This is a genomic window from Desulfofundulus sp. JL263-se, from assembly GCF_056316025.1.
In genome coordinates, this window is the sequence record NZ_CM149993.1 from 2,646,272 (window position 1) to 2,671,331 (window position 25,060).

The 25,060-nt window shown below is 50.2% G+C and carries 37 protein-coding genes, 1 tRNA gene and 1 pseudogene; 10 read left to right on the top strand and 29 right to left on the bottom strand.

Features of this window, described 5'->3' with window-relative positions:
* Positions 1-52: 52 nt before the first annotated feature.
* The 18 genes from ACX4JR_RS13680 to ACX4JR_RS13765 form a co-directional block, all read right to left on the bottom strand.
* A complete protein-coding gene (locus ACX4JR_RS13680; protein WP_476058575.1) occupies positions 53-772 on the bottom strand; it encodes a phage head morphogenesis protein in 720 nt (239 codons plus the stop codon).
* Positions 762-2,312: a DUF935 domain-containing protein gene (locus ACX4JR_RS13685; RefSeq protein WP_476058576.1), complete on the bottom strand. Its 1,551-nt coding sequence runs from the start codon at positions 2,310-2,312 to the stop codon at positions 762-764. The genes ACX4JR_RS13680 and ACX4JR_RS13685 overlap by 11 nt, the downstream gene beginning before the upstream one ends.
* Positions 2,313-3,941 carry a phage terminase large subunit family protein gene (locus tag ACX4JR_RS13690; RefSeq protein WP_476058577.1) on the bottom strand — a complete coding sequence of 543 codons (1,629 nt, stop codon included), beginning with the start codon at positions 3,939-3,941 and terminating at the stop codon, positions 2,313-2,315.
* Between the two features lie 2 nt (positions 3,942-3,943).
* Positions 3,944-4,489 carry a phage protein Gp27 family protein gene (locus tag ACX4JR_RS13695; protein ID WP_476058578.1) on the bottom strand — a complete coding sequence of 182 codons (546 nt, stop codon included), beginning with the start codon at positions 4,487-4,489 and terminating at the stop codon, positions 3,944-3,946.
* Positions 4,490-4,798 carry a hypothetical protein gene (locus ACX4JR_RS13700; RefSeq protein ID WP_476058579.1) on the bottom strand — a complete coding sequence of 103 codons (309 nt, stop codon included), beginning with the start codon at positions 4,796-4,798 and terminating at the stop codon, positions 4,490-4,492.
* Positions 4,795-5,118 (bottom strand): hypothetical protein, encoded by a 324-nt coding sequence (locus ACX4JR_RS13705; protein ID WP_476058580.1) that lies wholly within the window; start codon positions 5,116-5,118, stop codon positions 4,795-4,797. The genes ACX4JR_RS13700 and ACX4JR_RS13705 overlap by 4 nt, the downstream gene beginning before the upstream one ends.
* A 91-nt stretch (positions 5,119-5,209) precedes the next feature.
* Complete coding sequence (locus ACX4JR_RS13710) at positions 5,210-5,518, bottom strand: Mor transcription activator family protein (protein ID WP_476058581.1); 309 nt, start codon at positions 5,516-5,518, stop codon at positions 5,210-5,212.
* A gap of 243 nt (positions 5,519-5,761) precedes the next feature.
* Complete coding sequence (locus tag ACX4JR_RS13715; protein WP_476058582.1) at positions 5,762-6,169, bottom strand: regulatory protein GemA; 408 nt, start codon at positions 6,167-6,169, stop codon at positions 5,762-5,764.
* A gap of 37 nt (positions 6,170-6,206) precedes the next feature.
* Positions 6,207-6,827: an ATP-binding protein gene (locus tag ACX4JR_RS13720; RefSeq protein WP_476058583.1), complete on the bottom strand. Its 621-nt coding sequence runs from the start codon at positions 6,825-6,827 to the stop codon at positions 6,207-6,209.
* 61 nt (positions 6,828-6,888) lie between these two features.
* Positions 6,889-7,260 (bottom strand): hypothetical protein, encoded by a 372-nt coding sequence (locus tag ACX4JR_RS13725; RefSeq protein WP_476058584.1) that lies wholly within the window; start codon positions 7,258-7,260, stop codon positions 6,889-6,891.
* A gap of 2 nt (positions 7,261-7,262) precedes the next feature.
* Positions 7,263-7,742, bottom strand: coding sequence for a hypothetical protein (locus ACX4JR_RS13730; protein ID WP_476058585.1), 480 nt, complete (start codon positions 7,740-7,742; stop codon positions 7,263-7,265).
* A complete protein-coding gene (locus ACX4JR_RS13735) occupies positions 7,742-8,005 on the bottom strand; it encodes a hypothetical protein (RefSeq protein WP_476058586.1) in 264 nt (87 codons plus the stop codon). The genes ACX4JR_RS13730 and ACX4JR_RS13735 overlap by 1 nt, the downstream gene beginning before the upstream one ends.
* Positions 8,002-8,205 (bottom strand): hypothetical protein, encoded by a 204-nt coding sequence (locus ACX4JR_RS13740; RefSeq protein ID WP_476058587.1) that lies wholly within the window; start codon positions 8,203-8,205, stop codon positions 8,002-8,004. Before ACX4JR_RS13740 ends, ACX4JR_RS13735 begins: the two co-directional genes overlap by 4 nt.
* Positions 8,198-8,611, bottom strand: a complete 414-nt coding sequence (locus ACX4JR_RS13745) for a hypothetical protein (protein WP_476058588.1) — start codon at positions 8,609-8,611, stop codon at positions 8,198-8,200. Before ACX4JR_RS13745 ends, ACX4JR_RS13740 begins: the two co-directional genes overlap by 8 nt.
* Positions 8,612-8,635: 24 nt before the next feature.
* Positions 8,636-8,839 (bottom strand): hypothetical protein, encoded by a 204-nt coding sequence (locus ACX4JR_RS13750; protein ID WP_476058589.1) that lies wholly within the window; start codon positions 8,837-8,839, stop codon positions 8,636-8,638.
* Positions 8,840-8,935: 96 nt separating this feature from the next.
* A complete protein-coding gene (locus tag ACX4JR_RS13755) occupies positions 8,936-9,970 on the bottom strand; it encodes an AAA family ATPase (RefSeq protein ID WP_476058590.1) in 1,035 nt (344 codons plus the stop codon).
* Positions 9,971-9,983: 13 nt separating this feature from the next.
* Complete coding sequence (locus tag ACX4JR_RS13760; RefSeq protein WP_476058591.1) at positions 9,984-11,951, bottom strand: DNA-binding domain-containing protein; 1,968 nt, start codon at positions 11,949-11,951, stop codon at positions 9,984-9,986.
* A gap of 6 nt (positions 11,952-11,957) precedes the next feature.
* Positions 11,958-12,458 (bottom strand): hypothetical protein, encoded by a 501-nt coding sequence (locus tag ACX4JR_RS13765; RefSeq protein WP_476058592.1) that lies wholly within the window; start codon positions 12,456-12,458, stop codon positions 11,958-11,960.
* Positions 12,459-12,571: 113 nt separating this feature from the next.
* Between ACX4JR_RS13765 and ACX4JR_RS13770 the strand changes: the two genes are divergently transcribed.
* Positions 12,572-13,132 (top strand): hypothetical protein, encoded by a 561-nt coding sequence (locus tag ACX4JR_RS13770; RefSeq protein ID WP_476058593.1) that lies wholly within the window; start codon positions 12,572-12,574, stop codon positions 13,130-13,132.
* Here the strand turns inward: ACX4JR_RS13770 and ACX4JR_RS13775 are convergent.
* Together ACX4JR_RS13775 and ACX4JR_RS13780 are read right to left on the bottom strand one after the other, a co-directional pair.
* Positions 13,123-13,410 (bottom strand): hypothetical protein, encoded by a 288-nt coding sequence (locus tag ACX4JR_RS13775; protein WP_476058594.1) that lies wholly within the window; start codon positions 13,408-13,410, stop codon positions 13,123-13,125. The two genes, ACX4JR_RS13770 and ACX4JR_RS13775, sit on opposite strands and share 10 nt — an antisense overlap.
* A 165-nt stretch (positions 13,411-13,575) precedes the next feature.
* Positions 13,576-13,812 carry a helix-turn-helix domain-containing protein gene (locus tag ACX4JR_RS13780; RefSeq protein WP_476058595.1) on the bottom strand — a complete coding sequence of 79 codons (237 nt, stop codon included), beginning with the start codon at positions 13,810-13,812 and terminating at the stop codon, positions 13,576-13,578.
* A 140-nt stretch (positions 13,813-13,952) separates the two neighbouring features.
* Here ACX4JR_RS13780 and ACX4JR_RS13785 point away from each other — a divergent pair, with 140 nt between their 5' ends.
* On the top strand, positions 13,953-14,468 hold the full coding sequence (locus ACX4JR_RS13785) for a helix-turn-helix domain-containing protein (RefSeq protein ID WP_476058596.1): 516 nt from the start codon (positions 13,953-13,955) through the stop codon (positions 14,466-14,468).
* 62 nt (positions 14,469-14,530) lie between these two features.
* Positions 14,531-15,079, top strand: a complete 549-nt coding sequence (locus ACX4JR_RS13790; protein WP_476058597.1) for a hypothetical protein — start codon at positions 14,531-14,533, stop codon at positions 15,077-15,079.
* Positions 15,080-15,676: 597 nt separating this feature from the next.
* On the opposite strand, the gene ACX4JR_RS13795 is transcribed toward ACX4JR_RS13790, so the two are convergent.
* Both ACX4JR_RS13795 and ACX4JR_RS13800 read right to left on the bottom strand, forming a co-directional pair.
* Positions 15,677-15,868, bottom strand: a complete 192-nt coding sequence (locus ACX4JR_RS13795) for a hypothetical protein (protein WP_476058598.1) — start codon at positions 15,866-15,868, stop codon at positions 15,677-15,679.
* A gap of 12 nt (positions 15,869-15,880) precedes the next feature.
* A complete protein-coding gene (locus ACX4JR_RS13800) occupies positions 15,881-16,273 on the bottom strand; it encodes a hypothetical protein (RefSeq protein ID WP_476058599.1) in 393 nt (130 codons plus the stop codon).
* A gap of 209 nt (positions 16,274-16,482) precedes the next feature.
* On the opposite strand from ACX4JR_RS13800, the gene ACX4JR_RS13805 reads away from it, so the two are divergent.
* The 4 genes and pseudogenes from ACX4JR_RS13805 (at position 16,483) to ACX4JR_RS13820 (ending at position 17,348) form a co-directional block, all read left to right on the top strand.
* The gene (locus ACX4JR_RS13805; protein WP_476058600.1) at positions 16,483-16,689 is read left to right on the top strand and encodes a spore coat associated protein CotJA; all 207 of its coding nucleotides are present in this window, start codon (positions 16,483-16,485) and stop codon (positions 16,687-16,689) included.
* Between the two features lie 31 nt (positions 16,690-16,720).
* The gene (locus tag ACX4JR_RS13810; protein ID WP_476058601.1) at positions 16,721-16,981 is read left to right on the top strand and encodes a spore coat protein CotJB; all 261 of its coding nucleotides are present in this window, start codon (positions 16,721-16,723) and stop codon (positions 16,979-16,981) included.
* A 25-nt stretch (positions 16,982-17,006) separates the two neighbouring features.
* A pseudogene (locus ACX4JR_RS13815) lies at positions 17,007-17,174 on the top strand (manganese catalase family protein); the annotation flags it as partial.
* Between the two features lie 36 nt (positions 17,175-17,210).
* Positions 17,211-17,348, top strand: a complete 138-nt coding sequence (locus tag ACX4JR_RS13820) for a hypothetical protein (RefSeq protein ID WP_476058602.1) — start codon at positions 17,211-17,213, stop codon at positions 17,346-17,348.
* A gap of 35 nt (positions 17,349-17,383) precedes the next feature.
* On the opposite strand, the gene ACX4JR_RS13825 is transcribed toward ACX4JR_RS13820, so the two are convergent.
* Both ACX4JR_RS13825 and ACX4JR_RS13830 read right to left on the bottom strand, forming a co-directional pair.
* On the bottom strand, positions 17,384-18,700 hold the full coding sequence (locus tag ACX4JR_RS13825) for a TrkH family potassium uptake protein (RefSeq protein ID WP_476058603.1): 1,317 nt from the start codon (positions 18,698-18,700) through the stop codon (positions 17,384-17,386).
* Positions 18,701-18,740: 40 nt separating this feature from the next.
* Positions 18,741-19,400, bottom strand: coding sequence for a potassium channel family protein (locus ACX4JR_RS13830; RefSeq protein ID WP_476058604.1), 660 nt, complete (start codon positions 19,398-19,400; stop codon positions 18,741-18,743).
* Positions 19,401-19,521: 121 nt separating this feature from the next.
* Between ACX4JR_RS13830 and ACX4JR_RS13835 the strand changes: the two genes are divergently transcribed.
* Entirely contained in the window at positions 19,522-21,018 is a 1,497-nt protein-coding gene (locus ACX4JR_RS13835; protein WP_476058605.1) for a recombinase family protein, read from the top strand.
* Positions 21,019-21,037: 19 nt separating this feature from the next.
* Here the strand turns inward: ACX4JR_RS13835 and ACX4JR_RS13840 are convergent, their stop codons facing one another.
* Positions 21,038-21,679: a DUF3786 domain-containing protein gene (locus tag ACX4JR_RS13840; RefSeq protein WP_476058606.1), complete on the bottom strand. Its 642-nt coding sequence runs from the start codon at positions 21,677-21,679 to the stop codon at positions 21,038-21,040.
* Between ACX4JR_RS13840 and ACX4JR_RS13845 the strand changes: the two genes are divergently transcribed.
* Both ACX4JR_RS13845 and ACX4JR_RS13850 read left to right on the top strand, forming a co-directional pair.
* A complete protein-coding gene (locus ACX4JR_RS13845; protein ID WP_476058607.1) occupies positions 21,669-22,145 on the top strand; it encodes a manganese catalase family protein in 477 nt (158 codons plus the stop codon). The two genes, ACX4JR_RS13840 and ACX4JR_RS13845, sit on opposite strands and share 11 nt — an antisense overlap.
* Positions 22,146-22,268: 123 nt before the next feature.
* A tRNA-Arg gene (locus tag ACX4JR_RS13850) sits at positions 22,269-22,343 on the top strand.
* A gap of 48 nt (positions 22,344-22,391) precedes the next feature.
* Here ACX4JR_RS13850 and ACX4JR_RS13855 read toward each other — a convergent pair.
* From ACX4JR_RS13855 to rimI, 4 genes are all read right to left on the bottom strand, one after another.
* A complete protein-coding gene (locus ACX4JR_RS13855; RefSeq protein ID WP_476058608.1) occupies positions 22,392-22,727 on the bottom strand; it encodes a nucleotide pyrophosphohydrolase in 336 nt (111 codons plus the stop codon).
* Positions 22,728-22,742: 15 nt separating this feature from the next.
* A complete protein-coding gene (locus tag ACX4JR_RS13860; protein WP_476058609.1) occupies positions 22,743-23,321 on the bottom strand; it encodes a hypothetical protein in 579 nt (192 codons plus the stop codon).
* 86 nt (positions 23,322-23,407) lie between these two features.
* The gene (locus ACX4JR_RS13865) at positions 23,408-24,427 is read right to left on the bottom strand and encodes an L-lactate dehydrogenase (protein ID WP_476058610.1); all 1,020 of its coding nucleotides are present in this window, start codon (positions 24,425-24,427) and stop codon (positions 23,408-23,410) included.
* Between the two features lie 139 nt (positions 24,428-24,566).
* Positions 24,567-25,049, bottom strand: coding sequence for a ribosomal protein S18-alanine N-acetyltransferase (gene rimI / locus ACX4JR_RS13870; RefSeq protein ID WP_476058611.1), 483 nt, complete (start codon positions 25,047-25,049; stop codon positions 24,567-24,569).
* Between the last annotated feature and the right edge of the window lie 11 nt (positions 25,050-25,060).

Here is a 25,060-nt window from a genome sequence, read left to right on the forward strand (position 1 = left end):
CCGAAAAACGTTACAATCCTTGATTTTCGGGCGTTACAGCCGTTACGCGGCGTTATTGCCCCATTTTGGCCCTGCGCCGGTATGCTTCCTGTAATATATCCGAGTATTTGTTTAGATCCGGCTCCCAGGTTTTCTTTGCCGGGTTACAATCAAACCCGGGGTCGGGCATCAGCGGCCTGGCCAGCTGCCCGGGCGGCTGCACCATATTGGGAAGCTCTGTTTCAACGGTAAGCCCCAGCCGCTTCACATCTCTCTCCGAGAGACTCCTTACTCCACACCGGCAGCGGTAACCGTTGGGCGGCCACCAAGTATCCCATACAGGATGGTCTAAAGGAAACACCTTGCGATCCATGGCCAAATGCGTTGGCCTTGTCTTGCGGTCGTTTACCGCGTCATACATCCCATACGGGCGCTTGGCCATAACATCCGGGTCGGTCATCCGCTGCCAGCTGCCCACGGAAAACGCTGTTTGGATGTTCGTCCGAAAAATATTGTCGACCCGGTAGGGCGACAGGCCGTCCCAACCTTTGCGCTCCAGCATCTCATTTACCTTACTGCGCCATTCCTCAAAAGTTATCCCTTCATCCAGCACCTTTTGCAGTTCCAGCAAGATGTCATTCAGGATATCCAGCGCCGCGATACCGCTGATGGTAAACGCCTTGGCCCTGTACTCTCGCTCAAGTTGCGCAAACTCTTCCGGGGTCAAGGGTACTTTGTCTCGAAAAAACTCAATGGCCTCTTCAAAAGGTACGGGCTCGGCTCTAACTTTCATCCGCCATCCACCTACCGTACAAGTCGGCCACAAATAACGCTCTGGCTATCAAATCCTCCAAGTCGGATGTATCCATCCGGTTATATATTTCAACCAGCTGCTTTTTCAGCTGATCCGGAGAAGAAGCGTTATGAATCGCTTCCAGCACGGGTTCCAGTAATTGTCTTATTACCGGCAAACTTTCTTTGACGGACCGATCCGCCAGCGCGTCAATGTCCTTTTGCGCTTTAACCCGGTCGGCCCTATTGGCAAGGGCTAGCAGTAGTCCGTCCGCCTTCATTGACATGGGAGCGGCGGGGGCAGGGGGGAGTAATAACTCTTCATTCTTGCCCGGCTTTGGAATGCCGAATTTCTCATATATGTGGTCCTTGGCTACCGGAAGGCCCATTTCGGTTACCACCGTTTTATATATCCTTGATGTCATTTCCAGGTCTTCCGGCGGCTCGTACTTGAACTTTACCCAGGGCAGCCGGCGCAAGTTTGCACCCGGTATATTAAACATAACCAGGGGTTTGATCAGGTGCTTACGCAGTGTTTCCGCCAGGGCCTTGCAATCAGCTTCGATCAAATCCTGGCGAACCTCGTTGTGTGTTTTGCTGGCCGCATAGCTGCCCGTTTTACCTACGTCAGTGGTCAGCGTCTGCCCCAGCACGGCCTTGGACATTTCCCGGTTGCAAAATTCAACCAGGGCTTCATATATATTGTCCGCCCGCTTGACCGACTCAATAAATTCAATTTCAGTGCTCTTCGAGATAATGCCGGCGGCATCACTGCCCAATTGGGTCACCGCTTGAATCAGTGCTTCCCGATCTTCCTTTGAAGTTGACGCATCATACTTGCCCAGGCGGATCGGCATCCCGTACACTTCCGCAAAAGCAACCCAATCCTTGATGCCGTAGTTTTTGAATAAGTACATCCAGGCGCATACCCTGAGCACTCCCGCCCGGGAGGGGTGTCCCGATTTGGCTTTGTATTTATGGACGATAAATTTGTTCTTTGGCAGCTCTACTCCCCGGGCCATATCATTTTCCGTCAGCAACCGTAGCTCATCCAGATCGCCGAACCTGAACCGCTTTTGATGTACCCATTTCAATCTTTCCACGACAGCCCTGCCTTCTTCGATCTGCCACATTATTTCCGTCACGGCAAACCCTTTACCGATGGCATCCAGCAAATCCAGCAGGGCGTCTTCCAGTCCTTCAAATTCAAATGCTTCGCGCACCATGTCCGCCACCCGGACATCTTCCGGGTCATCCGAATAGGGCATAATATCCCAGTCCAGGCCCAGCACGGCGTTTTTCCTAGTTTGCAGTATTGAATACAGGTGTGTGTCTTTTTCTTCCATCTCTTCAAACAGCTCCGCCTGCCTGTATACGTCACCCAGGTCAGCATCCCGAAATATACTGCCCAGGCGCTGGGGGGTAAGGCCGCGCGAGGGGTAACTAGAAAATTTATCCCTTACCGAGGCCACGGCAATTTCCCAGGTTACTGGTTTGTTTGTCCTTATCGGTTTGCCGTCCGGTCCCAGTATTTGCGCCAATTAATACGCCCCCTTTCTGGTAAAGCGCCGTCGCTGCACCGTGGTGTATTCCACTGGTCCCATTAGCAAACGCCTGCCCACAGCCAGATACAGGGCTATACGCGCGGAATTTATCGCCATTCCGAAGTGGTTTTCAACGTTCTTTTTATAGCGAATGCGTTTTTCGCCGCCTTCTTCAATCTCTTCCTTGACCAGCTTGAGCAAGTGGCTTTTCACCGTTTTATATATTTTCTCTTCCTCCGGTGTCCGCGGGCGGGGGAGAAGGGCAGCGGGAGGATTGGCGGCAAACAGGTCCGTGGTTTCATCAAGGGACTCATCCCGGTCAACGGTTACTTTATTAACTGCTCGGGCGTCCTCGCCCTCAACACCTTCCTTCAGCACATCTCCCTTGAAATACTGAATATACCCCCGGGCGCGTTCAAGCGTTCTGACCACCCGCTTGCTTTCCGTCTTGTAGGGCATTGCATCGATCACCAGCGCGCCCACATTGAAAGGCCTTTCCAGTGCCTGTATCAATTCCACCAGGTCTTCCACGTCCACCTCGTAAAACGCCAGGCAGCGCATTCCCTCAATACCATACGGCGCGGCCACGGCCACGTGCGCCTTGTCTCCCATGTCAATGCCTATGCCGGTAATTTCGTCGCTGCGGTCCTGGAAGTAATAGTCGCTAGCTTCCTCTACACGGCGTAAAGCCTCGGGGCTGACCGGCTGCATGTTACCGCTGTCCGGGATGGCCAGTACGCTGCGCTTGAAAGTCGCTTTTTTGCTGGGCTTATCCTTGGCCACCTGCCAGCGATTCCAGATCAGGTCCAGCTTCAGGTCGGGTATGATCAGCTGCGGCACCCGGTACCCGCGCCGGTCAGCCCGGTCCGGGTGCTCCGCCACCCAGCGCCCGTTTTCCACATCAAGCGGCTTACCGCATACAGGACATACCAGGAACACAACTCCGTCTTTTTTAACAAAGTTCTCCGGAAAGTCTTCCTCCACCGGGGCCTCCCGGTTGCAGCCCTCGCAGCGCACAAACCACTTGCGCATGTCGCTGGCCCGGTACAGTTCGTCAATGCCGTCCTCCGGGAATAACGCCACGCTGAAATATTTCTGCCAGGCCAGGTCCGAAGCAGAAATGCGGTCCTGGGCCAGCTCCATATTCTCCGGGTTTATCAGGGCCACTTCGTCAAACTTAATTTCGTCCGCCGGGATGGAAATGGCCCCGGTCTTGGAGACCAGACCGCGGATGTACAAAAAGTGAGTGCCGATCTGCTTGAGTCCGGCCTGGTCAGTGCCTCGGAGCCTTCCCTTTAGGTAGGGGCTGCGGTCAATGTATGGATCGAATCTGGTCGGGCCGAAATCGCGGGCCATTTTATCGGTCGGCAGGTAATAGATTACAGTGCGCCCCCGGACATCGACCATGTACAGGCTGTGCGCGATTGCCAGGGTGGAAAAGCCGGTTTGTGCGCCTTTTTCAATGGTGATATGAGGGTGCGAGTTATAATCTTTAAAGATTTCCTCCATGCACCTGCGATTGACAGGGTCATATCGCCGGCCGTTATCCAGAATGATGTGTTCCCTGCAATATTCCAGAAATGATATATTAGATTTTTCTCCGACCAGATCGCCCAGGATACTCACAGTTACTGCCTCACTTCCCTGGCCTGGCTTTCCACAATATCCGTAAGTCTGGCCAAAAGTTCTGGATCTGAGGTTATTTCGCTTCGCAGCGCCTCCTTGATCCGGGCCGCCGCGGCCTCCACGCCCCTGTTGTAGTTGAGCTTCAGCTGTTCACGGCGGACGCTGGAGGACTCCAACTTGGCCAGCGCCTTGAGAATTTCTGTTACCTTCGCCTCGGCCAGATCAGTCAGATCCAGCTCCATAAGAAACTCCATGATCAGCTGTGTGGCGAGCTGGTTGGCCGCTTCGGCCATCTCGGTCGCCGGCGCGTCGGGATTGGAATTCACTATGGCCCGCGCCTGCTCTTTTACGACTTTCAGACGTTCCAGGCGCGACAGGAAGTCCTTGCCGTACCGGGCCACCGAGCTCTTTCCGACATCGTGCCCGAGTTGCATCAGCCAGTCTGCGACTTCCCGGTACGTATAGCCGTCCACCAGCTTCTTGTTCACTGCTTCGACGATTTCCGGAGGAAGGGTCTCTATCTTGAAGTGCTTGCGTCTTCTGCCCACTTACAACACCACACCGGGGTCCGCCGGGATATTGCCCTCCAGCAAATCCACCCCCGCGGCGGTCAGCTTTGTGAGGGTGCGGTTTATACCCATGATATCGTCCTGCTCTTCCCACACCTTGACGTAGCCCTTTTCCGCCAGGTAATCCAGGTAGCCCTTTAGAATGGCCGGCGAGATCGGGTATTTCCGGTCGTTCAAGGTCACCTCAAGGAGTTCCAGGCTGGCCGGGCCGGGGTAAGCCACCTTTAAAATTTTCATAAGTTGACCGCGCACAATACGCGCCTCGTATCGCTCCAGTCCGCCGTTCACTTTCTATCTCCTCCAATTAGCCGGTTTAGTGATTTATTAATTTCTCCTATTTCCCTACTGATACTATCAACCTTGGAATCGAGGGCGGCAATGGCCCGGATAAAGTCGTCCCGCAGAACATAGTGCCGGGGGAGTGACGCTTTCATATCGGCAAAGTCATTTTGCAGCTTATCAATCCTGCCATCCTGCTCCTTATGTTTCTCCTTGACCGCCTGGCGGATGTCGCGTAGAAAATATGCGATGATACCCGCCGCGCCGCACAGCAGCCCAAATAAAATGGCCGCTGCCGGCCTGTAAAGTTCAACCGGTAACTCTGGCATGCTAACCCTCCAAACCAAAAAGAAAAATCCCAGCTTTACCTGGGATTTTATTGATTACTCAATGCGTTTTCAAATAAAGTACTTTAGAAATTTACTTTAAACCAAAATCGAGTAATGTGGGGCCTGGATCACGCTCTTCTTCGGCCACGATCTGCCTTATCCACACTTCGGTGAGGCCGTATTTACGGGCCAGCTCGCGAAAATTATCGCCCCGAAAATCCTTCCTGATTTTTTCGTCCCGAATCTTTCTCAGGGTTGCGTCCAGCTTGGGTAAATATATCGCCGTGCCCTGGTACTTATCAGCTAGTTTCAAAGCATTTTCCAGGCCAATCATCTTGCATATTTCACGGTACGGCTCAGGTAGATCGTCAGCGCTAATCTCATTGATCCAGTTTTCCACTGACTCCACCGCCTTTATACTTTATTTCTCGCAGCCCTGTAACACGGCACCCGGTTAGTATAGTCCCTGCCGGGCTCTTTGACGCCATAGTTCATGGTTGAAGTTTTCTTTAAAGTGCCTGCATTTCTTTTCAACGCATTTGGCCTTTCTGGCCTGTTTCACCGTAAGCCACAGCCGGTGGTACCGGCACCACCCATACCTCCGGCTTGGCTTAGGCGGATCACTCCAGGGCATGCCCATCATTTACTCCCTTTGGCTCCTCTTTTGAGACTTCTGCCGCTGTTTGAGCTTTTTCAACCCCTCGATGATCCGCCAGGCCTTATCCGCCGTAAGCCACTTTATATTTTCCACCCCGGCATACTTCTTGATAAACCCGGCAAGTCTCCTGGGATTATCCGACCAGCCCAGCTCGCCGGCCAGCTGCTTTATTTTCCATTTCTGCCTGCTGGATGCCATCCAGATGCCGGGTTCCTTGCCCTTGAAGCGCTGAAGGTGGTCTATAACTATTTTGGCCTGATGCTTTGTAAGCTTCGATATACTTTCAGTTCTCGTCACATTTTTAACAATAGCGCGGAGCAAATCCTCATCCAGTCCCAGTTCCCTGGCCGACGCCCATATCATTCTTAATTGCGGCTTACTGATTCCAGCCATATTTTTCACCATCCTTTTCTTTTGCGAATAAATAGGCTTAGCTATTTATTCGGTAATCCTCACCATCCATGGCCAGCACGTAGCACATTTCCTTTATTCGTGAAACTATCCGTTCCCAGGCCAGGCTCGGCTGCCCGTATTCATCCGCCCCCAGGTGCTCCAGGGGTATGTTCGTAGTAATAATGGTGGGCAGCTGCTCCATGTACCGGGCATTTATTATGAGGTAAAGCCGCTCCACCGCCCAATCGGAGTCCCTTTCCGCCCCCAGGTCGTCCAGCAGCACCAGGTCCGCCGTCTTCAGCATCTCCAGTCTCTGTTCCGCTTCCGCGCTGCTGGCAACGCCCACCTTGGGGCGCAGGGAGTCCAGGAGGTCCGGGACCACCCCGGCAACGGCTGTCACCGATTGTTTGATTAGCTCGTTAAGGATGGCAAAGGCCAGGTGGCTTTTCCCGGTGCCGGTGGGACCCACCAGGCAGAGCCCGTTTTTATTCTCCCGGGCCAGCTGCTGAAACCGTTCCACATACCGTATGGCAGATTTATATGCCCGGGGCTGGCGGCTTCCGTCGAAATTCTCCAGGGTCCTGTCCTGGTACCGCTTGGGGATTCTCGCTGTTTTGAACAGCTTTTCTATCTTGGCCTGTTTTCTTCTGTCGAGCAAACACCGGCACTCCTGTACCGTATTGGAGTTTAGCCATATCCAGCCGGACCCATCGCATTTGTCATAAGGGCAGCTCTTCGTCGTATAAACTGCCTCCGTAGCCCCCCCGCCGCGGAACGCGGCTTTCACCTGCTCGCCCACTTTTGCCGCCCCCTTTCAAAACATACTTAGGCCACAGTGCTTCCACCCGGGCCAGGTGGTCCACTTTATCTTTCCAGTACCGGTCCTGGAACAGCCAGTCAATGCACGCTTTCCACTGCTCTACGGTAGGAGCATTTTCCCCGGCCAGCATGTTCCGGGCAATGGAAAGCTGCTTTAAGTGCCAATCCCGGGGAAACTTCAATACCCCGCGCTCTTTCAGCTTTTCCTTAAAATAAGCGACCAGGGCTTTTTCCTGGTCGGAAAAGCCCTGGTTTTTCTTCCTGGATGCCACTGTTATCCCTCCGATGGAATAAACCTTATATAAGGCGGCACCTGGCGGATCTTCACTGCCTTGCGCAGCTCATCCCTGTGTTCGTAATCACCGTCGGCAAGCAACTCCCTGCCCTTGCTGGTGGCCTGGTACACCACCTTGCGCTTAAAGTACTTCTCTCTGGCGGGACCGAAAAGCGCTTCCAGTATTTCGCCCTGCTCCTCGCTGGCGCTGATAACGTCAGGCTTCAGTGTAACTTCGCAAATGCCGGCGATGCCGTGCAGCCTTACGGTGTTTTTATCCCCCATGCGGTCCAGGGCCAGTTCCAGCGCCTTATCCTTCAGCTCTTTAAGCTGCCGGTCTATGTTGTTTTTTTGTGCCTGCAGCGCGCAGCCCCGGGCAATCAGCTCTTCCAGCTCATACTTTTCCACCGGTACGCGATATTTTATGCCGTTCACCTTCACTGTCCTGGTTTCCGTTTCCAGTTTCCTGGCAGCTTCCATTAATAAACCTCCTTTTTATTTAGCCAGTTATCCAGCACTCTCTCAATGAAATCCAGTTCCCCATCATCGCGCTCGGAAAGATTCCTGTCCAGGTATAAATTACACATATCGCCTTTCAATCTGCCCTTCGCCTGAACCATTTCCATCCGCCCAAGGGCATAGGATGCCTCCTGGATAAAAGCCCGGGTAATGCCCGCGGGCACCTTTCCAAGGTATGAGCTAGCGACGGCCAGTTTCTGGTGAATCAATTTTACCCTGCTCAATCCGTCACCTCCGGCCACTTTATTTCACCGGCAATAGCGTGTTCCGGCATGGCCAGGGTTATTAAATCCTTAAGGGCTTCACAATTGTTGCACCGGTTTTCTGCCGCTTCCAAAATCGTTTCCAGCGCCTCTTCCGTAGAAGCAAACCCGTCCCTTACGCATGTCAACATGGCTTTTACAGTATCCCTAAAATCAGCCATTTAAGCCCACCGCCCGGAAGGCCGGGCTCCTGCGCCCATTTATTAAGGCCCGCCTGATTATTGATTTTCTGATTTTTTTCACTCCCAACACAGTGCGTCCCAGCCTCTTTGCTATTTCCTCGTCAGACAGGCCTCTGTTGATTAACTCTCCAGCCTGCTTTCTCTCTCCGGGGGACCACTTGCCTTTTTTGATTTTTTTGGAGTGCAGGTTTTCCAGTGTTTCTTTCGAAGAATCGGGTTTAACCGCGCCTTTAACCGCACCTGGGTTATATATGATATATCCTGATGTGGTAACCCTCTGCTGGTCCCAAAATTCCCAAATCCTGCAAAATCCCTCACCCGTCCGGATGTCTATATGAACAATCGGGTTTTTGAAGAGTTCTCTCAACTCGTTGTTTATCCCCATGACCCAACCCCCGTCAGCTTATTTTTATCGGGCGCAATACCCGTCGCCGGCATTTGTCATATCTTCGCCCCAAAAACGCGAGCCCCAAATACGCGGTCGGATGCGCGGCACCTTCCTGCCGCCCAAGCGGTTGCACTTCTGACCCCGATAAATTTCACAACGTCCGAAATACTTGCAGTTACTCCCCCAACACTCCAACCTCGCTTTCTCTAATTGTCGCCTGCTCAAAATAGACCCCCCTTTTCGTACGGCTCCTCGTTCAGGCTCCGGGTGCCAACCCGGGCGAGGGGGTGAGCCGTTTCCGGCCCGATTGCACACTGAAAGCTAAAAACCCAGCGACTCCGGCGTAACCAAAAGCCCATCCGCTTCCTTTATCACCTCTAGTGTTATCGGCTCGTCATCCTCCACCAGGTCCAGTGCGTTTTGCAAAAGCCTGGTAAGTCTTCTTAGCCCCCCAAAGGCGAGGGAAGCTCCCCGGGCCAGTAGATACTTCTTGGCCGGCTCACTAATGTTGAAGCCTTCCAGGATTTGCAGCAACTCCTCCCGGGAGACGCCCTTCATTCTGTATGCCCTGCGGACGCGCGAATAAATCTGCGCCAGGTTGTTGTCGCCGCCTGGTCCCTTCACCAAATACTTGGCCAACTTGGGCATTCCACATAAAACCAGGCCGGAGTGAGTCTCATCCCAAATGGCCCGCAAGGTTTCAATGCGCACTACCGAATTCCTATCCACCAGCAAATCAGCCTCATCTATTATCAGCATTGTCGGGCTTTCCCGAAGAGCGGCGATAACCATGCCCAGCATTTTCTCCTTAGACCCGCTCATTACCCCCAGTCCCAACGCCTCACCGATGGCACCAAGCAGTCCCTTTACAGTCATCGTCATCGTTGCGCGTATATAGACTACGTCCGGTCGGCCTTTGCAAAACTCCTGCAGGGCTGTTGTCTTTCCGGATCCGGCATGTCCGACAATCACACCGATCTCTCCATCCCGAAGGCACATACTGCATATCCCGATGGCCTGCTGAAAATCCTCGGTATATAAAATGCCTACTTCGCGTTTAAACTGTTTTTGCCGGGCCGGCAGCGCCTGTCGGGTTTCCTGGTTGGATGGTTTGTCGGTCTTATCTTCCTGCGCCGACTCGATCCGCTCCCGCAGCGCCCGCAGCTTTTCGATCACGTTGCGGCTGTACTTACCATGGTTGATGAACAGGCTAAGTGCGGACCGGTGTACACCGGCCTCCGAAGCCATTGTGGTCACCGCTATACCGTTGTCCTTAATGTACCCGTCAACCCACTCGCGCAGTTTCTGAACTTCACTCTCGTTGATTTCAGACATGGCAATTACCTCTGCATTCATAAGTTAACCCCCTTTAACGGGCCAGGGCTTTTCTGCCCTCTTCCAGCAACATCCTTTTGACCCGGCTCATTTTCACTGGTTTTTCCATGTCGGGTTTTTCCTTGTCCGCGTTCAGAACCTCGACTGCACTGGCCGCATCCTTCTCGTGGCCGGTCAACCGGTGTACATTGCCGTCAATTTGGCTTTCGGCCGGTCCGGTCACGTACCTCTTGCGCTTGCGCTTCAGCACATCCTCCGGCAAAATGTCGTTCAGGTCGTCGCCCAGCCGTTGGGCGTAGGCGTCGATTCTGCACCTGGTTTCCTTGGCCAGTTTCGCCTTGGCTTTTTGCTCAGCCACCAGGTCGGCCCTGGACTCGCCATGTTCCAGCGCCCTCTTGTTCACAGCGGTGCCTACAATCTTGCCGTTATAACGGATTAATACCTGCCCCATGTTGTTGAAGTCGTACCATACATCAACGTATTTACCGATCAACCAGTCAATATCCGTGCCGAACGTCCAGAAGTCGCGCCCTAAAAGCCGGATATATCCAGGGTGCACCTTCACTTGTTCCCGCTTCATGAAGAGCACGTCCAGCACATTCTTGTCCACCTTGCCCGGTCTAAAATGCTCGTTGGCGTTGAATACGTTCGCCGGTGTGTCATGTAGGGAACCGTGCACGGTATTGTTGAACACTTCGACGAATGCTGCAAAATCTTCGGTGAACTTCTCCATTGATTTCAGCTTGCCGGCCTTCAGTAGCTTGTTCTGGTCAAACCCTTCCGGCCTATTCTCGGGCTTATTGCCGCAGTACCCGGGCTGGTACCGGGTGAACTTGTCGTGCACTTCCCGGAAAGTGCGCTCAATAAGCTTGGCCTGCGGCGTTTTGGGAATACAATTCCTGATGCCGATTTCCAGGTCCTCGCAAACGGCCTCGATATACGTGCTCAGATAGTCCTTGCCGTTGTCGGTATATATCACACCGGGTAACCCGTGGGTTTCTATGGCGTGCTTCAAAGCCAGCCCGATGCTTTCGGAATTGGCCTTGGGTGTAATGCACCAGCCAACGATTTTCCGGCTGCGCAGGTCGACCCAGGCGGACAGCTCCGGCCTCACGGCCCTGCCCTGCCACTCCACGAAAGCGTCGAACGTATGCCCGTCGCCCACGATTTCTTGCATAACCAGTAGATTATTGTAAGTGCGCTTGGTTTTCGGTTCAATCTCGCGGTCCCACGCCTGCTTGCCTCTCCGGGCCATCACCGCTTCGCTCTTGGAAATTTCCTTGATAACGCGGTAAACCGTCGCTCTGCTGGGCATCTTCCAGCCCTTGACGGTCGCCGCTTTTTTCAGCTCGTTGTAAACGTGAGAACCCTTGGGCCTCATTTTCCTGAGGTACATTGCAATGATAAAATCGCGCATTTCATCACTTACCGTTCTGCGCTTCTTGAAATCCAGTCCCTCCCCGGGTTCGCGATACCTGCTGTGCACCAGGCCGATCAGCCCCTCCTCTTCATAGTTGCTTACCCACCGGTACAAAGTTTTCAGGCCAATCCTGTGCTTTTTGGCCAGGCCCTCCATCCGCCCGGTTATCTCCCCGTATGCGCCCCTGATTTCCAGCGCCTGCAGCACAATTTTTTCCCGCTTCCGCGCGCCGGCCAGGATGCTGTTGGCCTTTTTCTCCCCGTATTTGGCGACCAGTTCGGCCACCGAGTTGATCCTCTCACCGGCCTGGCTGGTTTGTAACGTTTTCTCCTGGGGGTCGTCCTGTATTTCCGCCTGCCGTTCTTTCCAGAATTTTTCCTGGATCTCCAATGGGAGAGATGATACCGGCACCATGTATGAAATGCCGCCCCGGCCTTTGGTGCTATGCCTGGCAACCGCCCGGATTTTACCGGATGTGATGCTCTTTCGTATAGCCCTGTCAGTTACCCCCATTATCCGGGCAGCCTCGCTGACGGTTAGCAACACCTGGATGCCTGATCTCCCCCTTTCCGTGATGGCCACGTTCAGTTAAGCCGTTGTCGCCGACATCTTCGCAATTAGATCTCTGACCATTTTCTCCCGCCTGGAGAGATCGCGCTTGGCCTGGTCGATCCGACCTAATTCAGCCAAGAGCGCTTCCTTGCTCTCCAGCAGGTGACAGCGAACCAGCCTCGCCATGATGCGCAGCGGCTCCTTGTGCCCCGTCACCTGGCAGAATGCCGGCAGGTACTCCGCCGGGAACCGGTGGTATTCTTTAGATTCCGCCGTCCAGCTGTCCAGCTGGCTCTTGGTTATCTCCACGCCTACCAACTCCGACATTTTTGCGGCCACTTCGTATCGAGAGTAACCGGAATTGCGCAGGCCCTCGCTCAGCTCAGCCCGGAGCTGGGCGGATATGTTGAATGTGCCGGGCTGAAGAGCTGTGTTTTGTGGTGCTTGATGCCCCGGATCCAGGCCAAAGTCTAAAAGCGTTAGCTCGTTCGGGTCAGGCTCAAATTTAAATTTCTTTCTCCTTGCCCTCCTTGCCATTTAATATCCCGCCTCCAAAAAACGAAATTTCTCACATCCCCCGTAGGGGAACCCGCCTCCCACGCCGAATATTAAAATTACACTATTTTAAACTAGAGGAGGTTATTGGGGCTATGAATTACTGGTTACCGCTTAAAGAACCGTTGCCTGAATTTCAATACGATCTTGCCGTTTGGTGTGAATACCTGGCCGCTGTAACTCCAATGTTCCCACCGTACATTAAGACACTTGAAGAAAATATATTAAGATACATCGCTGAAAAGGAATCTGTGCGGCCCCCGTCTTTTAGTCAAGGCTACCGTATTTATATTTTTGACCATCGCTTGGGTATCCAGCTTATCCTAAAAGACTCTACCGGCAAAATCGCCGACTGGTGCTATTGGTTCGTAAAAGGCAATTTAAATCTTGAGCAGTATGTCTACGGCGATGGGGAATTGATTGAGCCTCTACCGGGCCGCCCTTGGGATCATACTTTTATTAAAAATTTTATCAAGAACTACGGTTTCGCCCCGATAGATGAGTTGGGCCACTCTTGGCTTGTTATTTTTAAAGAAGACTCTTTAATTAAGCGCAAACCCGTAGCACCCTGGCAGATGGCATTTCTATTAATGAAATATAGAAACAAAACCTTGATCGACTGGTCACAAATTCTTAAAGACCCTCGTTATAAGTAAAGTCCCTGCTGTTTCCTAGTGCATTCATCAACCATCCTGTGCAGCCGTTTGTTCCAGGCAAGTTTTATGTCATTAAAAGCATCAGTTGCATATTGACCGTGATGATAAACCTTTATTATTTCCAAGCCAACGGTACTGGCTTCTTTAGGTATAACCATTACGGTTTCGCCATTTAGATTTTTTAAGTCAGGAGCTTCAAAGTATTTACCCTGAAACTCAATAATGCCGCCATAATTGAATTTAGCCTGCCCGCCCTGGACGGTTTCTTTTTGTTTCATGGTCATTTTCCCTCCTTTTCACCCGGCCCCGAGCCGGGTTTTTTATGTATACCCCTAATCGACTAATGAATTACCACCAATTTCCATTATTGTGCCTAAAACTTTCAGTCCCCTGGACATTGCCACCCCCCTTGCAACTTTGATAGAATTATCTTGTCTAAATGGTTATAGACATATCTTCTTGTATGCCTCTTTATCGCTATGTGTACCGTCGGGCCATATCTCTTCCACCGTCTTACCGATGGCCTCGGCGATAAATGGCCTGATGCGATAGCCTTTAACCCTGCCGACGCCATAGATGACTTGGTGCACGGCACCGACGGTTACACCGGCTTTTTCGGCAATGTCTTTCAGCTTAATGCCGCGTAAGACCATTTCGGCGCGTATCTCTCTCGGCGTCATTCCCCTGGCTTTACCCACGGTGTCATTCCTCCTTCCCTGGTAGGCTGGGGATTGTCTATAAAGTTTTATTCCTTGGACATAATAATAATGCTACTGAAGTGCGTTGTCAATATTTAATGCTATTGAAATGCGGTGTTCTTATGAGTATTGGTAAACGCTTGCGACAAGCGAGAAAAGCACTCAAATTAACACAAGAGCAATTCGCACAACCACTTGCTATTTCAAGAGGTTACATTGCTAGTTTGGAAAACGATTTACAAGAACCATCAGAAGCACTTCTAAAGCTTATATCCGCAGAGCATTGCATTTCAGTAGCATGGCTTAAAACTGGTGAGGGTGAGATGTTCATCTCCCCCGAAGAAGCCCTTAAAAATCAAATAGCCCGCTATGGTGAGCGGGCTATCATCGAAGCCTTTAATAATGTAATAAAAGAACATGGCCTGTCCGTGGCCGCCGGCCACCAAGTGCCCCGGGCCGATACCGGCGATCCCGATCTGGACTACCTGGTAAATATCCTTTACGACCTGTGGTTCACCAGTGACGACGACATGAAAGGCTGGATCAAGATCCAGTTCCGCCGTGCCTTTCCCGATGACGTGATAGAGGAAGCCCAAAAAAAACAAAAAGATACCCAGAGCCAAGTCTCGGCAGGTTAAACTTACAATAATTACCTGTAGTGACTGGTCAAGCAATTAATTGTTTTTTAGTTGGTGGTATCATGAAAAAGAAAGCCCTTCGGAATAACCTCGTTGATAAAGCTATTAAGAAGGAAAGAATAGTCCTCCAGGCCAAACAAATCCGCTACAAGAGTCAAGATTACGGCAACCTGACCGCCGAGTTGGAAAAGCTGGCCGCCAAAAATGGAATAAGCTTATCGACCCTTTTTCGGTGGGAGCGAAAATATGATAAAAACGGCGTACAGGGACTTATTCACAAAGCTGCTTTAAAGCCAAGCCGGTATGGTAAAAGAAGTATGGACCCTGCCGCTGTTAAATATTTGCGCGATCTTATTAAGGCCAGCCCTGCTCAAAAATATAACTATTACCTTATATGCTTGCAAAAAACTGCTGAAAAGCATGGCTGGAGGCTGGGCAGTCGGGCCACCATCTACCGGGTAATTAAAGATATACTTTCTGAAATGCAGCCTGATGTCAATGTTGTACAGCCCGTCAACCTGGAGCGTTTATTGAACCAAATTGCCGCCAGCGATCCAAATGACCAGGCCAAAATAGAGTCATACTTAAACTACTTGAAGCAGCAAAAATAATGCATATTTATACATAAATATGCACAAATATGCATATTTATGTATCGCTTTTCAGTATTTGAAAGTTCCTTTATCACAAAACCTCTGTGTTCACAAAAACCTTGCAGCCCTTTATTTAACTGGCTTTGTCAGGAGTTCCTTAATCCATAGTAGGTTCCTTAAAAAGTTCCTTAATTATTTTGGAATTACTGTTAATTTCAGTTAATTGTATTGGTTTAACTATTATCTTCATAACACCCCGTAACGCGCGTTATAACAGGCTTTTAACACCCTGTAACGCCGGGCCGTTATTAATTGACACCGGCGCATTGATAACCACAAAAAGCGCGCGAAATTTAAAAAAATCCCGCCCACCGGGTAAAAATTTCTCATAAGAAATGTCCCAAATAAAATCCCTCCAAACCCTTGTCCCGTCCCGGTTTTCCCCTCTAAATACCGCAATTTCCCACATACATACATTTGTCATCTTATCTGTGAGTTTACACTTAAACATAGCTATCCCTCGCATTCAAAATATTTTCTGAAAATTATTTCTCTACCGGTATTATTTAATCCTCCTCCAAAAAATTACCCACCGCTTTTTCCGGTGGGCAGGTTTCAAGAAAAAGATAATCTCTTTCGGTATTCCGGTTTTATCTGCTCCGATTCCTCCAGCAGCTCTAAAACCTCTTCGAAATCATTTATATAACCTGAGTTATATAATTCCACTTGCTCTTCGGAAAGAACCGGCCTTTCCACATTTTCCCTTACCCTCTCGGTTAACTCCGGCAAATTATCGGGCCTGTCCAAAAAAAACACCTCCTAGAAGAACTTGCCCCCGTGCTTCCTCAATATATTCTCCGCCGGGCCGGCGCCGGCGTCATCGGTAACTACAGCCACCAAAAAAGATTCTTCCCCGGCAAGCTCCACACCGGCAAAGCCGCCCACCGACGGGTCCGAACTCAATAAAACACGCCTGTTACTATCTACAAACCGGTCGATATTAGCTGAATATAAGGTAAGCCCGGTAATGGCTTCCGCCCTCCCCATAATAGGATTATTATATTCATCATCGTGGTTTACCCCGTACCTGGATATCCGGTCAACCTGTACATTTTCATAACCCAAATTCTTGAGTTCCTCCGCGGCCCTTTGAGCATCGTCGCTGGACCCAAAATATGCCAAAATAGAACGTTCTCCCGGTTCCAATTGCATACAGGTGCCTCCTTCAGCCCCTTTTAAGATATCCCCGCCGGCCAAAGCACATGAATTTCGCAGAGAACACCGGCCAGCGTAAGCGGCATAGCAACTTGATAATATTTTTCCCGAAAAGAAAACCGGTAATAGCAACCGGCTCTTGTTAATAAGTAACAACTTACCCAGCACCAGCATATTCTACTAAAAAGTTTATTAGGAGGATGTCTATGCCGCAAAATAATAACCAGCCACCTCAAACTATCGCTGAAAAACTCCAGGGCTGTCAGCCTGGTTACTTTCCGCACTTGCCGGCAGGGATAAGGCTGGCGGAAGCTTATGTTCCGTGGCAGATCTACTCCAGAACTTATCCCCCCGGTGAGGCGCTGAGAAAAGGCACTCTTTTCCCGGAATTGTACAGACCTTACCCATATTAGCTTGCCGGAGCCGTATAAGGAGGGATGTTTTATGGACGGGCAGCAGCTCAATCTTTTAAAACAGATACAGGAAATGGAATTTGTAAATATTGAACTGGTATTGTTTCTGGACACCCACCCCAATGATCAAAACGCCTTAAGGGATTATACCCGGGTAACACAACAATTAAAGGAATTGAAAAGGCGTTATGAAGAAAGATATGGCCCGTTAACCGTACATGATTTCACACCGGCAACATACCCGTGGCAGTGGGTGGAACAACCCTGGCCATGGGAAATTGAATACCGGTAAATAAACAAATAAAGAGGTTTTTATTATGTGGATATACGAAAAAAAACTCCAATACCCGGTTCGGGTGGATAACGGCGCGGATGTGACGATGGCCAAATACCTGCTGACCCAATACGGCGGGCCCGACGGGGAGCTGGCAGCGGCCCTGCGCTACCTGAACCAGCGCTATACTATGCCTACCAAAAAGGCCAAGGACTTTTAAACTTAATTGATATATCCGGGTGACAAAATGGATGATTATCTTTCAACGGTATCCCGTGAAAAAAAACTTACCCCGGAGCAGGAAAAAATAGTAAAGGCAGTCAAAGTGATGATAAGGGTGGCCATGCGCATTTTGGAAGCAGAAAAGAAAAAACCCCACCAGTAACAAGCCAGCACACCGTCACCGGCCATATACATGCCTCAACCTATCATTATTTTACCCTCGGGGTAGCGTATTTCAGGCTGTCTTTGCTTGTAGGCCAGGGCGTAACCTATGGTAAGCGGCCCCAAGCGCCCCAAAAACATGGTAATAATTATCAAAATGCGCCCTACATCGTTTAATTCGGCGGTCAAGCCGAGGGATAAGCCCACGGTGCTTATGGCTGACACCGCCTCGAACAATATCTTGAAACTGCCTTCGTGGGTAAAGGACAGTAGAAATGTTACCAGGAAAATTAAAATTACAGCCAGCAGAGCGATGGCCAGGGCCCGAAAAACCTCCTGGTGAGCTATTCTGCGCCTAAATATTTCGGTATCTCTCTTTCCCCGTAAAATGCTGTAAATGGCCAGGAACAACAGGGTAAAAGTGGTCGTTTTGATTCCACCTGCCGTGGAACCCGGAGAACCGCCTATAAACATAAGAAACATAATCAATAATTGCGTGGACAGCAACAAGCTATTTAGATCCAAAGTGTTAAAGCCAGCCGTCCTTGGCGTCACGGCCTGAAAGTAGGCGGCCGTGAGTTTGCCCGCGGGCGTCAGCCCGCGCAAAGCATGATTATATTCAGAAACCAGAATCAATACCGTGCCAAAGCAAATCAACACCATTGTGGTCATTAGAACCAGCCGCGAGTGCAGGGATAATTTCCGGCTTCTTTTATAATTATAAATTTCATATATTACCACAAAGCCCAAACCGCCAACCACAAAAAGGGTTGATATAACAAAATTGGTAACAAAATCTGTGGTAAACCCCGTCAGGCTGCGAAAATTTCCGAATATGTCAAATCCAGCGTTATTAAAGGCCGAAATGGAGTGAAAAATACCAAACCATAATGCCTTCGTCATACCCATCGCGGGCGCCCAGTGCAAAGCCAGAATTATCGCTGCCATCATTTCCACAATAAAGGAAAAGACCAGCAAATAGCGGAATAAATTTACTATCCCCTCCACGGAAGGCTGGTTCAGGGCCTGCTGCATTATCAACCTCTGCCTTAACTGGATTCTTTTTCCTAGCAACAGGGCAAAAAAAGTGGTGAAGGACATTACCCCCAGGCCGCCTATCTGAATTAAAAGCAGTATTACCAGCTGGCCGAAGACCGACCAGTGGGTCCCCGTATCCACCACCACTAGGCCGGTAACACATACCGCGGAAGTGGCGGTAAACAGCGCGGTCAGCCAGTCACCTGTTCCCTCTTTTACCGCCCAGGGTGTGGAGAGCATAACAGTTCCCACCAAAATGGCCGTTAAAAAGCCTATTACCAGTACCCGGGGAGGACTAAACTGCAAGCTGGACATTTTTTATACCTCATTCTCATTAATTCTCGTTAGCGAACTTTTACGATTCCATTTCAATTAACTTTTGCAGATCCTCATCTTTCCCTATGGCCACCAAAACGTCGCCGGCCTGGATCACCTGGTTTGCAAGGGGGGCCACAATGATTTCCTCTCCCCTTTTTACCGCCAAAACCGTGATCCCCATTTTATTTCTCAGGCCGATGTCTGCGAGACTTTTGCCGGCAAATACTTTCGGTGTTACCAGCTCCATTATGCTGTAGCCGGGTGAAAGATAAATTTGGTCCAGGATATTTTGCGAAACCAGTGACCGGGCCAATTTGATACCCATATCCCTTTCCGGGTATACCACCAAGTCAGCGCCGATTTTTTCCAAAACCTTGCCGTGCAAAGCATTGTGCGCTTTGGCAACTACCCTTTTGACGCCAAGTTCCTTCAGCATAATTGTTGCCAATATGTTTGCTTGGATATTCTCGCCAATGGAAACTATGGCCACGTCAAAATCTTTTATGTCCAGGGATTTTAATGCCTGTTTGTCTGTAGCATCGGCCTGAACGGCCTGGGTGGCAACATCAATAACATCATGTACCCGGTCTTCATTATAATCAATGGCCAGCACCTGATACCCCATTTTGTTTAATTCCTCTACCAGGGCCCTCCCAAAACGGCCCAGCCCGATTACGGCAAATTGCTTATCTTTCATTTTTTTCCTCCTGCTGCCAAATTTGTTTTTCATATTTTACACCATTTCCTACCCTTTTCGCCAATTTTTGTCCAATAACAGTGGGATACACCGGCCATATTTAGTAAGTAGGAGTGATGCCATGGCAAAGGATAGAAAGGTGGCCGCGTATGTCCGGGTATCGACGGACGAGCAGGCTGAGCAAGGCTTGTCTATAGATACCCAAAAATCCAGGCTCCTTGCTTACTGCCAGTCTCGGGGCTGGCAAATTTACGACTTTTATATTGATGACGGGTATTCCGGCAAGGATCTCGGGCGTCCGGGTATAGCCCGCCTTTTACGGGATATAGAAGAGAACCGCATAGACACTGTGCTGGTTTTAAAGCTGGACCGCCTTTCCCGCCGGCAAAAGGATATCCTTTACCTGCTCGAGGATATTTTTGAACCCAACAAAGTGGACTTTAAATCTGTTACGGAGAATTTCGATACCGGCTCCGGCTTTGGCAAGGCCGCCTTAAGCATGATGGCCGTATTTGCCCAGTTGGAGCGGGAAATCATTCAAGAAAGAACCCGCATGGGAAAGATGGAGGCTGCCCGCAAAGGGCGCTGGCACGGCGGCAACGTTTACGGTTATTATTACAAGCCGGGCAGTTACGTTTTACAAGTAAAAGAACCGGAAGCCGGTATTGTAAAAAAGATATACGACCTGTACCTGGAAGGGCATGGGGTCAAGCTTATTGCAGATACCTTGAATAACAAAAATATACCCAGCCCTTCGGGGGGACAATGGACAAGGCAAACGGTCCGGTATATGCTGTCCAACCCCACCTATGCCGGTTATTTACGCCATAAGGAAAAATATTACCGGGGAATGCACCCGGCAATAATACCGCCGGAAAAATGGTACAAAGTACAGGAATCATTAAAGCAGCGAAAGAGCCGCCGTAACCTCTCCGCAACCGGGGCATTGCTCTCCGGCGTCATATACTGTGCCGAGTGCGGGGCCCGGGCCCGCAGCAAATCCGTATGGCAAAACCATCCCCGCAGGCCCAAAAGAATAAGACAATATTATGTATGCTATTCCCAGGACGGCACATCCCGCTACCTGGTGCGGGACCCCAATTGCAGGTGCGGCTATAAACGCAAGGAGGAAATTGAAAAGAAAGTAATTACACAATTGCAAAATTATGATTTTGAAGAGACTTTATTACAGATGCAGGTAAATGAAGAAATAAAGGTCATTGAAAATAAAGAAAAAAACGTCCTGCAAAGGGCCGGTCAAATAAAAAAAGAATTGCAGCAGGTTGACGGGGCCCTTAACCGGTGGTACGAGGCATTTGAAAAAGGGGAGTTGGACCCCCGCGAGTTCACCGGGCGGGTTGAGAACCTGAGAAGGAAACGTAAAAACCTGGAAGACACCATTAATGAATTGAAAAGTAAACTGCAGAACCCAAAACATACCATTACAGACAAAGAAAAATTAATATCTCTGCTAAAAAACTTCAATCTTATCTGGAAACATGCTGACCAAAAAGAAAGGAAACAAATAATTAACGGCCTGGTAAGGGCGGTTTATATCCATAAAAACGGCCAGGTTAAAGTAGAATTTAACTCGTGGGATAGCCCTATATCGCTTTGAGCACAGCAAGGAGCACCAACTACCTCCCCCCCAGCCAGTCAACTGCTTGTTTACCCGCTGCCTCCCGGTCCACCTGGGCCAGCATTTTAGTGGCCAGCTCCACGCCCAGCACCCACAGAGCGGCGGTAGTAAGGTGAGTAGGGGCTACAGAATCAAATAAAATGTTGGTTTGGGCCGGGAATTCCTCATCGCCCTCCCATAATATCACGGCCAAGGGCAGTTTAGGCAGGGCGGGTATTTCATAGCCCGAATCTCCCAATTCTATGGGGCAGCCTCCCAGATTCCGGGCCGCTTTGCTGAATTCCCCGGGCTTTGGGCCGAAGTGCCTGGCAAGGGGAATGGTCCCGTCCGTTTGGAAAGGCGCGTAATGATGCCTTCCGTCCGGCAGCTCCAGAAAAGAAAGCCATTTCCCGCGGGGCGGCAGCCCGCTTGCAGAGCACAGGTACTGCAATATCAGAGTCCGGTCATTATACGATACTTCTTGTCCCCTGAAAGTTACTTTACCTTCCCGGTCTATTTCATGTTCCTGCCCGAAATAGGAGAGCAGGAAAATTTTTCTTTCCTCATCATAAACAGCCCCGCTTCTTAAAGTAATATCCCCGGGCTCCAGTTCCCGAAACTTCTTAACCGCTTCGTGGTAAGCATCAATAATGTTGCACAATCTTATAACCCTCCTTTTTAACGCCGGCCCAAAATATCAACAAGTCAAACCAGCTAAAGCCCTTTTGACAGATATCGGAACCGAAGAGCTGGCTCACCTGGAAATAATTGCAACCCTGGTTTATAAACTCACCAGGGATGTACCGGTTGAAGTACTGGAAAGGGAAGGGCTGGGCTCCCACTATGCCATTCACGACAGTGCGCTATTTTATACTGATGCCAACGGGGTGCCCTGGACGGCAGCCTATATTCAGGCCCACGCAGACCCTGTGGCAGATTTGCACGAAGACATGGCCGCTGAGCAAAAGGCCCGAACCACCTACGAACACCTCATCAGGCTGACCGGCGACCCTGGGGTAAAAGACGCGCTGCGGTTCCTGCGGGAAAGAGAAGTGGTTCACTTCCAGCGCTTCGGAGAAGCTTTAAATGATGTGCACGAATATTTGAACAGTAAAAAGATATTTTGATCTCGCTGACCCCTGGCGTCATAACTGCCAGAAAAGTTACCAATAACTTAAAGATAATTTACCCTTGCATAATTCTTTGTTTTTGATATAATAACTTTTGCAGCTAATTTATTACGTCTTTTTGCGCCTATAGCTCAGGGGATAGAGCACCGGCCTCCGGAGCCGGGAGCCCAGGTTCGAATCCTGGTAGGCGCACCATTCGCGGGCAGTGGTGCGATAACATCGCACCACTTTTTTATTTACCTTTTACCGGTAGCGCCCCCGGAACCTTTCCACCGGATACTTTACGGCGTTTACCGCCAGTTTTTTCTCTACGGCCCCGGCCAGGTCCAGGCCGGTGGCATTGGCCATGGAAAGGCAGTATATCACCACGTCGGCAAGCTCTTCCTCTACCCGGGCCCGCTCCTCCTCATCCAGTTTTTCCTTATCGCACCACTGGAAAATCTCCATTAATTCCGCCGCCTCAATGGCTATGGACATGGCCAGGTTTTTGGGTGTATGAAATTGATTCCAGTCCCTTTCATTAACGAAAGCGGCCACCAGGTTTTTAAGCTCTTGCACCGTACTTTTCTCGTCCGCCACATATATCCCCCATCTCTATGCACTGTATTTGCCCACCAGTGAGGACGGGCTGCGAATATCCCTGTAAAAATCCAGCCTTATAACATGGTTTTCTCTTTCCAGGCCCTTTTCCCTGATCCACTCCCGGATCATGTGGGATATCTCTTCCATAAGCTCTTGCCTCTGCTCCCCGGACAGAGAAAACCAACCTTCGGATACCGACAGCGCCACCCTGTCAAAGGGCTTCCTCGGAGATAGCCTGGAACGCATGCGAAAAGAAGGATCCCACACCGCATCTTCAATTATTTCAAACCGGTCCTTTAACCCGGCCAGAAACTTTTTTCCTTCTTCTTCAAACCTGTCCTCCACCTTTTCCGCGGCAATTTGGAAAATGTATTTGTAAAGCAAATACCCAATAATAACAACCGGCAGGGCCAGCATTATAAAATAACACAGGAACCAGAAGGCCCAAAATCCCCCTATCCAAATGGTAACGGCCCCCGCAACAATGGGCCCGAAAAAAGCCAGCAACCCCAACAGCAAGCGCCGGAGCCCGTTATTATTTTTTTGCAGCATAGCGGTACAATACCCCTTTCCCGTTGCTAATATATTCATTTCTTCTTTTCCAAATGGAATTTACCTGCCCAATTAGTTATAGAACAAAAAAGTATACCGGGGCATCTTTTACCCCAGTCTCCGGTTTAATGGGGCCCGTGTAACTCCGGCCTTTCGTAACCGCCCGCCGGCAAAACCGGCGCGCCACGGCTAAAAGAAGGACCGGGGAAACCCAGCTCCCGCTGAACGGAACCGAGAATTTCTGCGGAATTTCGCAAAGCGGCCTCTTCTTCCGGCGAAACATCCACCGGAAGAACCCGCACGCGCCCCTCCCTGTTAACAATGCAAGGCAGGCTCATGCATACGTTGCTGATACCGTATTCCCCGTCCAGCAAGCTTGAAACGGTCAGTATGGAATTCTCGTTACGCAGGATGCTCTCACAAATTCTTTTTACCGCCAGGCCAATGGCGTAATAGGTGGCGCCCTTGCGCTCTATTACTTCATATGCCGCTTCCCTTACCCGGCGGGAGATTTCTTCTTTATCAAGACAGGGAGCCCCCCGCCAGCAGCAAAAATCCTCAATAGAAAGACCGGCAATGTTAGCCCTGCTCCAGAGGGGTACCTCGGAATCACCGTGCTCCCCAACTACGTAAGCATGTATATTCCGCGGTTCTACCATACAATGTTCTCCGATCAGGTAACGAAAGCGGGAGCTGTCCAAAACGGTTCCGGAGCCGATTATCCTTTCCGGCGGTGCGCCGGAAACCTGCAAGGCCGTATAGGTAAGTATGTCCACCGGGTTGGATATCATCAGCAAAATGGACTTACTGTCCCGGGGCATTATTTTGGGCAGGGTTTCCCTTACCAACGCAAAATTTTTATGCACCAGATCAAGCCTTGTTTCCCCCGGCTTTTGATTGGCACCGGCGGCAAAAACTATTATATCTGCATCATGACAGTCCCCGTATTTCCCGGCATATATTTTTATGGGCTTTATAAAGGAGGCTCCGTGGGCAAGATCCATTGCCTCCCCCTCGGCCCGGTTTTTATCCACATCCACCAGAACCATTTCACTCACCAACCCGCTGATCATTATTGCATACGCAACCGATGCCCCCACCGAACCGACACCCACAATGGCAATTTTCCTGAGATCGTGAGGCATTACTTCTCCCTCCCTTATTTTGCTGACGTTAGTATTACTCGCCTCACGGAAACTTAACCGGATTTCGATTTCATTTTGTTTATACGCCCTTCACAAAAACTTATTTTTATGAAAAAAAGCCCGCCAAATTTGGCGGGCCTTACCTGTTCACACTTGCATTTTTCAATTCCAAACTTGAGTCCGTCAAGCTGTCTTTCCACATAATAATGGCGTCCTCATCAGTATCTGAATAATATTTCTTGCGGCGCCCCCGCTCCACAAAGCCTAGGCCGGAATACAACCGCCTGGCCGACTCATTGGAAGTGCGAACCTCTAAAGTCATTTTGGAGGCCCCCAAAAGAAGGGCCCTGCGCATCATTTCCCGCATTATGCATTTCCCGTACCCTTTCCCGCGATGAAAGGGAGAAACTGCAATGTTGGTAATGTGCGCGTCATCCAATATTACCCACATACCCGCATAACCGATTATTTCTCCATCTTTCAGGGCAACTATATAGTGAGCCAAATTATTATATTCTATTTCATGAGTAAATGCATTTTTGGACCACGGGGTGGGAAAACACTGTTCCTCAATTTTTAATACATCCTCCAGGTGCTCCACACGCATATTGTCAAATTCCAAATCTTTTGCTT